Source organism: Bradyrhizobium sp. 132 (assembly GCF_023074185.1).
Taxonomy (GTDB): domain Bacteria; phylum Pseudomonadota; class Alphaproteobacteria; order Rhizobiales; family Xanthobacteraceae; genus Bradyrhizobium.
The window spans coordinates 295,511-305,036 of the sequence record NZ_JADPKY010000132.1 but is presented as its reverse complement, the minus strand read 5'-3'; the positions used below and the strand labels follow the sequence as shown (position 1 = coordinate 305,036).

Below are 9,526 nucleotides of genomic sequence, written 5' to 3'. Positions count from 1 at the left end.
CCCTAGGCCTTCCGACGGAGGGGGGCGTAATTCCACCGGAAGGTAGACAGGGGAAGCAAACGTTGCGCTGCTTCCCCGAAGGACGCCGTCGGCGGGGGCGACTGATGCCGGCGACACCCTTCATCTCGTGGGCCTCCTGAGGCCTGGCCCTTGGTTAGCCCTTGGCGATGGGCACGGCGACGAAGCGCGACTGGCCGCCGCTCTTGACCCGCATCAGGACGCTGTTCTTGTTGTCGGTCCGCGCCGTGGTGATGGCGTCGCGGACTTCGCCGGCAGTGCTCACGCTCTTGCCGCCGACTTCGAGAATCACGTCGCCTTCCTTGAAGCCGCGTTCGGCTGCGGCGCTCTTCGGATCGACTTCGGTGATCACGACGCCCTCCTTGCCGGCGCCGGCCACAGAATCGGCGGGCGCGACGGTCATCCCGAGCTTGGGCACGTCGGTGCCGCGGCTCGCGCCCTTGCCGGTGTCCTTGTCGGTGTCGGCTTTGGCCTCGACCGTGTTCGGCAACTGGCCGAGGGTCAGGTTCACGACCTTGTCCTGGCCCTTGTGCAGCACGTTGAGCTTCACGGTCGCGCCGGGCGTCAAACCGCCAATGGTGCGGGCGAGCTCGCGGGCGTCCTTGACCGATTCGCCGTTGACTGACGTGATCACGTCACCGGACTCGATGCCGGCCTTGGCCGCCGGGCCATTCGCCTGCGGCTCGGCAACCAGCGCACCTTCGGCCTTCTTCATGCCGAGGCTGTCGGCGATGTCGGAGGTGACAGGCTGAATCTGCACGCCAATCCAGCCGCGGCTGACCGAGCCCTTGTCCTTGAGCTGCGCCACCACGCTCTTCACGGTGCTCGCGGGGATCGAGAACGCAATGCCGACACTGCCGCCGGAGGGCGAGTAGATCGCGGTGTTGACGCCCATCACCTCACCGTTGGTGTCGAAAGCCGGACCGCCGGAATTGCCCTTGTTCACGGGCGCGTCGATCTGGATGAAATCGTCATAGGGGCCGTTGCCGATGTCGCGGCCGCTGGCCGAAACGATGCCCGCGGTCACGGTGCCGCCGAGGCCGAACGGATTGCCGACCGCGAGCACCCAGTCGCCGATCCGCGGCTTGCCGTCGGCAAGCTTGGCGAACGGGAAGTTCGAGCTGCCCTCGACCTTGATCAAGGCGAGATCAGTGCGCTGATCGGTGCCGATCACCTTGGCGGTGTAGGTCTTGCCGTCGTCGGTCGTGACCTCGACCTTGTCGGCGCCGTCCACCACGTGGTTGTTGGTCACGGCGAAACCGTCGGCCGAGATGAAGAAGCCGGAACCCTGGCCCTGCACGACGCGGCCACGGCCGCCCCCCTTCTGGCCCGGGAAACCGTCCGGACCGCCGAAGCGGCGGAAGAAGCGCTCCATCGGCGAGCCCGGCTGGAACGGCGACTGCGCGTCATCGCCGTCATCATTGCTCGCGGTCTTTTCCTTGATGTTGACTTTCACCGAGATCACTGACGGCTTCACGCGCTCGACGACGTCGGCGAAGCCGATCGGACGCTCGACCTTGCGGACCTCGTTGTTGACCTGCGCATGCGCCGGGGTCGAGAACAGGTCGGCTGACGAGGTCGACGGGCCAAAGCCGTAGACGGCGGCACTGAGCCCGGCGACGACCGAGGCCATCAGCGCGATCTTGCGGGCCGAGAAAACCGACCGGCGGGGCTGCCGGTAGGACGGAAGGTTCGAGAGGTCAGGACGGTCGGTCATGCAGAGATCTCCAGGGCCTTGAAATCCATTTGGTGCCTGATGGCTGCACCTTACGGAGCTGAAGATGGGGGCTCCCGCCTTACCGTGCGCTGGCGGCGGGGTTAAACTTTTGTAATGAACGGCAATGCGAATGCGGCAGTTCATCGCAGGACGAAAGTTGTGATCCCGTAGGAACTTAACGAGGTTCCGCTTCGGAGTGTCGGCTTGACGCGCGAAGCGACGCAACTAGGGCGATGAGGCTTCGTCCGACATCAATGCGGCCAGCCGCGCTTCCTCATCGGGCGTGAGCGGCGGAGCTGGCACGTCTGCACCGCTTCGCGAGCGCCGGCGGATTTGCAGCCACAGCGCCAGGCCGCCGCCCATCAGCAGCAGCGGCGCGAGCAGCCACAACAGCATGGTGTTGCGCTCGAAGCGCGGCTTGAGCAGCACGAACTCGCCGTAGCGCGCGACCAAAAAATCGAGCACTTGCGAATTGCTGTCACCGGCGGCGATGCGCTCGCGCACCAGGAGCCGCAAATCGCGCGCGAGCGGCGCATCGGAATCGTCGATCGACTGGTTCTGACAGACCATGCAGCGCAGCTCGCGCGACAAGTCGCGCGCGCGCGACTCCTTCGCAGGATCCGACATGATCTCGTCGGGCTGCACGGCGTGCGCCGCAGGCAAGGCCAGCAGCATCAGGGCGACGAACGCAACCATCATCCGGCGCATCGGATCACTCCGCCGGCTGCAGGCGCTGCTTGGCCCGCGCCGGGCTTGGCGCGCCGACCCGCAGGCGCCGGTCGGACAGCGACAGCATGCCGCCGAACGCCATCAGCACCGGTCCCCACCAGATCAATAGCACCAACGGCTTGTGATAGATGCGCACGGCGATGGCGCCCTCGGCGTTGGCGTCTCCGAGAGAGACGTAGAGCTGGTTTGCGCCACGCGTCAGCAGCGCGGCCTCAGTGGTCGACGAGCCGCGGGTGGTGAAGCTGCGCTTGGACGGCGTCATGACGCTGATTTTCTCGCCGTCACGGCTGACGTTGAATTCGGCGATCATCTCGTGGAAGTTCGGCCCTTGACGCTGAAACAGGCCGTCCAGCTTGACGTCATAGCCGGCGACATGGGCGACGTCGTTCTGCTTCATGGTCGCGATATATTCGCTGTTCCAGGTGGTCTCGCAGACGATTCCGATCAACGCGACGCCGAGGCCAGCATGCGCGAACATCGAGCCCCAGGCCGAGCGCGGCAGACCCCGGGCACGATGCAGCGTCGTCGCGAACGGCAGGCGAAACAAGCCGGTTCGTTCGGCCAGATCCGTCGCGGCACCGGCAATGACGAAGACGCCAAGTCCGATTGCCAATGGCGCCAGCGCGCTGCCGCCGCGCGCCCAGCCCCAGACCATGGCGACGGCGACGAGCCCGGCAACGCCGGCCGCGAGCAGCCGTTGCGTCACGCCGAGCAGATCGCCGCGTTTCCACGCCAGCATCGGCCCGAACGGCACGGCGATCAGCAGCAGCGTGAACAGTGGAGCGAAGGTGAGGTTGTAGAAGGGAGCACCGACCGACATCTTGAAATCGGCGAGCATCTCCATCGCCAGCGGATAGAGCGTGCCGAACAACACCACCGCGCAGGCGACCGTGAGCAGCAGATTGTTCAGCACCAGCGCGCCCTCGCGCGAGATCGGCGCAAACAGGCCGCCCTGCTTCAACGACGTCGCGCGCCCCGCAAACAGCGACAGGCTGCCGCCGATGAACAGGCAGAGGATCAGCAGAATGAACACGCCGCGGGTTGGATCGGTCGCAAAGGCATGCACAGAGGTGATGACGCCCGAGCGCACCAGGAAGGTGCCGAGCAGCGACAGCGAGAAGGTCAGGATCGACAGGAGGATGGTCCAGACCTTCAGCGCATTGCGCTTCTCCATCACCAGAGCCGAATGCAGCAGCGCGGTGCCGGCAAGCCACGGCATCAGCGAGGCGTTCTCGACCGGGTCCCAAAACCACCAGCCGCCCCAGCCCAGTTCGTAATAGGCCCAGTACGAGCCCATGGCGATGCCGAGCGTCAGGAAGATCCAGGCGACCAGCGTCCACGGCCGCACCCAGCGCGCCCAGGCGGCGTCGATCCGTCCCTCCAGCAACGCTGCGACAGCGAAGGAGAACGAGATCGAGAAGCCGACATAGCCGAGATAGAGCATCGGCGGATGCACGGCGAGACCGATGTCCTGAAGTACCGGATTGAGATCGCGTCCCTCGATCGGCGGATTGGCGATGCGCAGAAACGGGTTCGAGGTCACCAGGATGAAGAGATAAAAGGCGCTGGCGATCCACGCCTGCACGGCCAGCACATGCGCGCGCAGCGACAGCGGCAGATTGTTGCCGAAGGCCGCGACCAATCCGCCGAACAGCGCGAGGATCGACACCCACAAGAGCATCGAGCCTTCATGGTTTCCCCACACGCCGGTGATCTTGTAGAGCAGCGGCTTCATGGAATGGGAATTCTCGTAGACGTTGACGACGGAGAAGTCCGAGTCCACGTGCAGCATCACCAGCGCGATGAATGACGCACCGACGAACAGAAGCTGCGCCAGCGCGGTGGAGCGCGCCACATTCATCAGCGCATCATCGCGCAGGCGAGCCCCGATCAGGGGCACGATGGACTGGATCAGTGCCAGTCCGAGCGCCAGCACCAGCGCGTAATGTCCGGCTTCCGCAATCACCGCACAGCTCCCTGCGAGTTTCCCTGCGCCGTCGTAGCCGCAGGCTTTACGCTATCAGAAGCCTTGGCGTCATAATCATCCTTCCAGTGCCCCTGCTTCTTCAGGGCATCGGCGACGTCCTTGGGCATGTAGGTCTCGTCGTGCTTGGCGAGCACGGTGTCGGCCTTGAACACGCCATCGGCGTCGAGCGCGCCTTCGGCGACGACGCCCTGCCCTTCGCGGAACAGGTCGGGCAAAATGCCCTTGAAGGCGACCGGAAGCTTGGCGCCGCCGTCGGCGACCTCGAAGGTCACTGCGAGATTGTCGCCGCGCTGGAGCGAGCCGGGCTGCACCAGGCCGCCGAGGCGAAACCGCTTGCCGGGCGCGACGTGCTTTTCGGCGACCATGGTCGGCGTCGAGAAGAACACGATGGAGTCGCGCAATGCGTTGAGCACCAGCGCGGCCGCGAGCGCGAGCACGGCGAGCGAGCCGCCGATGATGGTCATACGTCGCTGCTTGCGCGTCATGGCGTATCCGTTCCCTGCTCGTCTCGCCCTGACGTCGTCATCCGTCGAGCCCGAGTGTCTTGAGGCCTTCATTGAGCTGGCGCAGCCGCGCTGTATCGTTGGCAACCGCCTGGCGGGCATCGGTTGATGCGCCCACCGCCTTGTCGCGGTCGCCCATCACGAGATAGGCGCGCACTAGCCGCAGCCAACCCTCGACGTCGTCGCCGTTCTGCCTGAGGCGCGTGGCGAGCCGTTCGACCATACCGCGAACCATGGCGTTGCGATCACCCTCCTTCATGTCCTTGGAAGCTGCAACGGTCTCATCCGACAGCGCCGGCATCGTCGCGCCACCGCCGCCGACCCGCGCGAGCGAGGTCTGCACGAGTGGGCGCCACGGCGCATCCGCGGGCGCCTTCGCCAGCAGTGCGCGCCAGATATTGGCGGCATCGTCCTTGCGGCCGTCCTGCTCGGCGGCGAGACCGAGGAAATAGTTCGCTTTGGGATCGTCGGCGCTAAGCGCGCGCGCGCGCTCGAACTCGGTCTTGGCTTCGGCGGTCACGACGCCACCGGCCGCGGCCGACATCGCTTCGCCGAGATCGGACCGGCGCTCCGCGCTCTCGCCATTGTAGGTGAGCGAGTTGCGATAGGCGCGCACCGCGTCGTCGAAGCGACCAAGCCGCTCCAGCACGGGCGCGATCACGTTCCAGCCACGCCCGTCGGTCGGATTCTTTTCCAGATGTTGCTCGACCTGCACGACCAGATTCTCAAGCGACTGCGCCATTCCGGACCCGGATCCGCGCTCCCGCTGTGCCAGCGGAAAATCCTGAAGCCTGGGCGAGCCGAGCGGCATGTAGACGCCGATCGCAACCAGCGGCAGACCGGCAAGCGCCAGCACGGCCGCCGCGCGGCGCCATTTGAGGTTGGATTTCGGCGCTAGTGCGGGCTCACTGCCGGCCGCGGCGAGCAGCCTGCGGCTAACCTCGACGCGCGCGGCTTCGGCCTCGGGCGCTCCGATCAGCCCCGCGGCAACATCACGGTCGATCTCGGCCAGTTGGTCCTTGTAGACCACGACCTCGCTGCCCTGATTTTGCGCGCGTCCGCTACGGCCGAGCGGCAGAAGCACGGCGAAAATCGCCGCGACCGTCATCAGCGCGAACACGAACCATAGCGTCATCTGGCAAGCTTCCGGCAGCGCGCGAGCCGCGCCCACCCGTGGCTTTACACCACGGCCGGACGATGCGGCAATTGACAATTGTCAATTTGCCGCGACCGCGCACAGTCCCGAAACGGTGAGAATCCAACGGCTTAGCCGATCTCGAAGTCCACGCTTTGAGCGGCGTCCTCGCCGTGCCCATTGAAGGCCTTCAGGAAGTATGTTCCCGGCTCGATGGCGTCGGGCAATCTGATGCGCAACGCCCCGACGGGAACCGGCGATGCAACCCTGGTGAGGGTCTCAGGCAGCTGCCGACCGCTTGCCTTCTCGACCAGCACTACCTTCGCGCCGACCATCAATCTTTGATACTTGGCAACGATGACGCGATTCTCGATTTCGATAGAGCTGATAAGGGATTTCATGCGCCCACAGATAGAAATTCCAAAAACTTGCACGGCGACCGTAGGGCCCGTCGCCGGCATCGTCAACCTCAAATTGTGATCACTGAAAGATACGCCCGGATCAGCTCGCGCGCGACGATTTACGCTCGCCCGTGGCCGCGTTCTCCGCGGCGCGGCTCATCAGCGAGGCATAATCATCGCCGAACAGCACCTGGCAGAAACGGATCGCAGCCTGCACCTGCTGCTGCCGATAGGTGCGAACCTTGTGATCGGCCCCGCGCAGCGACTGCACCAGTTGCTCGGTCGAACGCTCGACATATTGCTGGAGGTCGGAATAGGTGCGCAGTGTCACCTCGTTGATCGCAAGCTCGCTCGCATAATTGCGGCAGGTCGCGACAAAATCGATCAGCGCCACGGTTTCCTCGACCTCGGTGCTGTCGATCCGCGCGCCCGGCGGAATGTCCTTCTCGGCGCGCTGGCGCAGGATGCGGCGGACGCGGCCGGGAACGCTGTCGATCTCGGATTGCAGTGCGTTGGAAATGTCGGCCCGGATCGAGGTCAACTGCTTGCCCCAGGCGGAATCGTTGCGGAGGTCGAGCTCGGTGCGCAGACCGCGTACGCCGTCGTGCAGCGTCTTGAGATTGCCGGCCACGTTCTCGAAACGGCTGCGCTTGATGTCCATGCGCAGGATCGCGGCGACACAGGACAGATCATGCAGCGCGATCGTGACGGCGACGCCATAGGGCGTTGCCGCGACGCGGATCTCGTCGTCGGAGGCGGCAATCTTGATGGCGAGGCGGATGATCTGCCACGGCGCGGTCATCCGCTGCATGACGATCGACAGCGCGAAGGGCAGCATCTGCGGCGTCTGAAGGACGGGAGTGTTGAGCGCTGAAGTCACCGAGACGATCTGCGCATCGCCGAAGGCGCGCAGGGCGCGCGGCAGCTTCTCGTTCAGGGTGGCGACGGCCTCGCGAACCGCGAGCACCGCCCCGATCGAATAGAGGTCCTCGATCACGTTGGGGGGCCCAACGCGGGCGAGCGCACGCGACTTGTCACCGCCGCCGGGCCCCGTCAGCTCGAAGATGGCCTCCGCGGCGACCGCCTGGAGCTTCGAGGCCAGCGCTTCGACCTGCCCACTGTCGGCCGGCATGCGCGCCAGCGCCGCCTCGAATTCGTTCAGCTTGTCTGGAGCACCGTCGCGGCCGAGCCATTGCCAGATCGGAGCCAGCGAGGAACGGCGGACCTGCCCGACCCGGATCGGGGTACCCGCTTCGATGAGGAATGGTTCCAGCACCTGGAACAGCAGCCGCGACAGATCGTCCGTGCGCGGCGGCGGGGCCTCGTCGGCTTCGGTCTTGCGGACGACCTTGCGCAGCTGATCAAGCACGAGGGTCGCCACAGCCGTGTCCTGACCACGCTCCAGCGCACGCTCGAACTCCCGCATCAGCAGCGCCTGCGCCTGCGGCGGGAGCTGCGCGAGATATTCCCTCAGCCGCTCGATCGATGTCTGGCTCATGCGCCCGGGTAATGCACGGTAAATGGCGGACATGGGATGCGTCCGGGCGCGATCTTAGGAGGTCCCACTTAAGAAGCCGTTTAGCAAGTGGCTCCGAATCCCAGCAGTCCCCTTCGGGTGGGTGTTGATTGCGGCGAATAAGCCATGGGAACAAAGGATTATATTCCGGGCAAGACCAGCTCAGCCCGCAAGCCCCCGGTCGGCGCCCCGCCGAGCGAGAGGCTGCCGCCGTAGAGCGCGGCGAGGTCGGTCACGATCGACAGCCCCAACCCCGATCCGGGCTTGGACTCGTCAAGCCGCTGGCCGCGTCGCGAGACCTGGGCGCGCTCGGCCTCCGACAGGCCGCGGCCGTCGTCGTCGACGATGATACGCAGCCGCGGACCGGCGCCCGCCTGGTGCAGCGTCTCCACCAGAACTTCGATGAAGACCCGCGAGGCGGCCCATTTGCAGGCGTTGTCGACGAGATTGCCGACCATTTCCTCCAGATCCTGCCGCTCGCCACGAAATTTCGCCGACGGATCGGCCTCTGCCTCGACCACGATGCCGCGGTCGCGGTGGATCTTCTCCATGGTCCGCCGCAGCGCCTCGATGGCGGGGGCAACCTCGGTCACTGTTCCGACGACCGAGACCCGCGCCGCGATACGCGCGCGCTCCAGATGATGGGCGAGCTGGTCGCGCATCACGTTCGCCTGCTCCATCACCTTGGTCGCGAACGGATCGATGGCATGCGCGCCGGCCTCGTTGACGATGACCGAGAGCGGCGTCTTGATGGCGTGGGCGAGATTGCCGACATGGGTGCGTGCGCGCTCGACGATTTCGCGATTGGCGTCAATCAGCGCGTTGGTCTCGCGCGCCAGCGGCGCGATCTCGACCGGGAATTCGCCCTCGAGCCGCTCCGCCCGCCCCGAGCGAATGTCGGCGATGGATTCCGAGATGCGCTTGAGCGGCGCGAGGCCGAAGCGGACCTGGAACACGGTGGTCAGCAGCAGCACAATGCCAAGCGCGGTGAAGGTGCCGCCGAGATAGTAATCGAAACTGCGCGTCTCGTCGAAAATCTCGGTGTCGTCGCCGGCGACGCTGACGAGAAATTTGCCGTCCGCGCCGAGATCGACCGGCCGCTCCACCATGCGCAGGTTCTGTCCCTCGGGACCGTCGACATAAGCGATCCGGATGCCGGCGGCGGTGAGCTCTGTGCCCTGCTCTTCCAGCTTCGGCAGCTTCTTGTCCCAGAGCGAGCGGGAGGAGCGCACCTCCGGCTTTTCGGTGTCGGTCCGCGTGATCTGCCAGTACCAGCCCGACAGCGGCAGGTCGAACAGCGGCTCGCCGAGCGACTGGAACTGGCGGTCCGGCGGTTCGTCAGGGGTGGCGACCTCGGCGATCAGCGTGCGCAGATAGAGATTGAGCCGGCGGTCGAAGGCGCGCTCGGTGGCGTTCTTGTAGACCGACGACAGCACCACGCCGGTTATGGCCAGGATCACCACGAGCCACGCGGTCGCCGACAGGAACAGGCGGTTCGCAAGCGAGCTGGCGGGCATCTG

The 9,526-nt window shown here is 65.7% G+C and carries 8 protein-coding genes; all 8 read right to left on the bottom strand.

The annotated features are described in order from the left end of the window. Positions 1-154: 154 nt before the first annotated feature. A complete protein-coding gene (locus IVA74_RS29365; RefSeq protein WP_247349969.1) occupies positions 155-1,735 on the bottom strand; it encodes a Do family serine endopeptidase in 1,581 nt (526 codons plus the stop codon). Between the two features lie 225 nt (positions 1,736-1,960). Then, the gene (locus IVA74_RS29360) at positions 1,961-2,443 is read right to left on the bottom strand and encodes a cytochrome c-type biogenesis protein (RefSeq protein ID WP_247349967.1); all 483 of its coding nucleotides are present in this window, start codon (positions 2,441-2,443) and stop codon (positions 1,961-1,963) included. A 4-nt stretch (positions 2,444-2,447) separates the two neighbouring features. Further along, positions 2,448-4,430 carry a heme lyase CcmF/NrfE family subunit gene (locus IVA74_RS29355; RefSeq protein WP_247349966.1) on the bottom strand — a complete coding sequence of 661 codons (1,983 nt, stop codon included), beginning with the start codon at positions 4,428-4,430 and terminating at the stop codon, positions 2,448-2,450. Next, a complete protein-coding gene (gene ccmE, locus IVA74_RS29350) occupies positions 4,427-4,936 on the bottom strand; it encodes a cytochrome c maturation protein CcmE (RefSeq protein WP_247349965.1) in 510 nt (169 codons plus the stop codon). Before ccmE ends, IVA74_RS29355 begins: the two co-directional genes overlap by 4 nt. A gap of 37 nt (positions 4,937-4,973) precedes the next feature. Beyond that, the gene (gene ccmI / locus IVA74_RS29345; RefSeq protein WP_247349964.1) at positions 4,974-6,089 is read right to left on the bottom strand and encodes a c-type cytochrome biogenesis protein CcmI; all 1,116 of its coding nucleotides are present in this window, start codon (positions 6,087-6,089) and stop codon (positions 4,974-4,976) included. A gap of 131 nt (positions 6,090-6,220) precedes the next feature. Continuing rightward, positions 6,221-6,490, bottom strand: a complete 270-nt coding sequence (locus IVA74_RS29340) for a hypothetical protein (protein WP_247350265.1) — start codon at positions 6,488-6,490, stop codon at positions 6,221-6,223. Positions 6,491-6,590: 100 nt separating this feature from the next. After that, entirely contained in the window at positions 6,591-7,988 is a 1,398-nt protein-coding gene (locus IVA74_RS29335) for a hypothetical protein (protein WP_247350263.1), read from the bottom strand. Positions 7,989-8,146: 158 nt separating this feature from the next. Then, the gene (locus IVA74_RS29330; protein WP_247349963.1) at positions 8,147-9,523 is read right to left on the bottom strand and encodes a sensor histidine kinase; all 1,377 of its coding nucleotides are present in this window, start codon (positions 9,521-9,523) and stop codon (positions 8,147-8,149) included. Positions 9,524-9,526: the final 3 nt, after the last annotated feature.